Here is a 1,098-nt window from a genome sequence, read left to right on the forward strand (position 1 = left end):
ACGGTGGCGGCAAGCGACCCGAACGCCTCCACGTCGCTCGGCATCGAGCCGTCCCGCTACGAGGGGCCCACCGGCGTCGTCGGCGTCTTCCAGGACGCCGCCACCCGGGCCGGGCTGGATGCCGTCTCGCTATGGGCCGCGGTCCCCCACTATGTGGGGCAGTCTCCATGCCCGAAGGCGACCGTGGTGCTGCTGCGCCGGGTCGAGGACATCCTGGAGCTCCCGGTCCCGCTCGGAGATCTGCCTGACCAGGCCGAGGCGTGGCAGCACGGCGTCGAGGAGCTCGCGCAGGAGGACAGCGACGTCGCGGAGTACGTCCAGCGGCTCGAAGAGGCTTCCGACACCATCGACCTGCCCGAGGCCTCCGGCGAGCACATCGCCCGCGAGTTCGAGCGATACCTGCGCCGGCGCGGCAATGAGACCTGAGGTTACGTCCGGCGGGGAGGACTGCACACTTCTAGCCGTTGAAGCCGTGTGGGACGGTGTCGTCGAGCTCGGCGGTCTCCGGCCACGGTGCGTACCCGGCCAGATGCAGCCAGCGGACCACCAGCTTGCGCCGTAGCCGCTGAGCGCCGCGCACGACCTCATTGTGGAACCGCCTGGCGTGAGCCGCACGGCGGCAGGCGAGGCTCAGCTCGTCCAGTGGCTGCGCCAGCCCGGGTACCTCGTCCCGGAGGCCCGCGACGTCCTCCGGGTCCTCCAGAGCGGCACACAGGACCGCTGTGAGGTCACTCTCGGCTTGGTAGCGGCCATCATCGTCGACGGTCCGGGCGCGCGACGCGGCGTCGGCGATCACGACCGACGTCGCCGGATCCAGTAGTCCCGTCGTCGCAAGTTCCAAGGCGGACGCGGACCGGCGCAGCAGCTCCGCATCGAGGACCGCCCGGGACGCATCCACCCGGGCGTGCAGCCGGTCCAGCCGCCCCGCCGTCCAGGACAGGTATACACCGAGCAACAGCAGCACGAAGACGACGACGGGGATCCACATCACAAGGTCAGACCCTATCGGTCGGACTTACCTTCCCGGCATCCAGAACCGGCGGCTGGCGGGTGACCCCACCGCCAGCACCATCTCGTAGACCGCGAGCACCTCCGTGG

The 1,098-nt window shown here is 70.4% G+C and carries 1 protein-coding gene and 1 pseudogene; one reads left to right on the forward strand and one right to left on the reverse strand.

Translation table 11 applies throughout. From position 1 onward, the window contains the following. Positions 1 to 426: pseudogene (locus tag ELR45_RS41755) on the forward strand (PAC2 family protein); the annotation flags it as partial. Between the two features lie 31 nt (positions 427 to 457). On the opposite strand, the gene ELR45_RS30575 reads toward ELR45_RS41755, so the two are convergent. Next, a complete protein-coding gene (locus tag ELR45_RS30575) occupies positions 458 to 988 on the reverse strand; it encodes a hypothetical protein (RefSeq protein WP_129669675.1) in 531 nt (176 codons plus the stop codon). Positions 989 to 1,098: the final 110 nt, after the last annotated feature.

It is taken from the genome of Phytoactinopolyspora endophytica (assembly GCF_004138495.1).
GTDB classification, from domain to species: Bacteria; Actinomycetota; Actinomycetes; order Jiangellales; family Jiangellaceae; genus Phytoactinopolyspora; species Phytoactinopolyspora endophytica.

What these genes read in the sequence shown, in the direction of transcription:
- ELR45_RS30575 (WP_129669675.1), bottom strand. Translation starts at nt 988, where the DNA reads ATGTGGATCCCCGTCGTCGTCTTCGTGCTGCTGTTGCTCGGTGTATAC.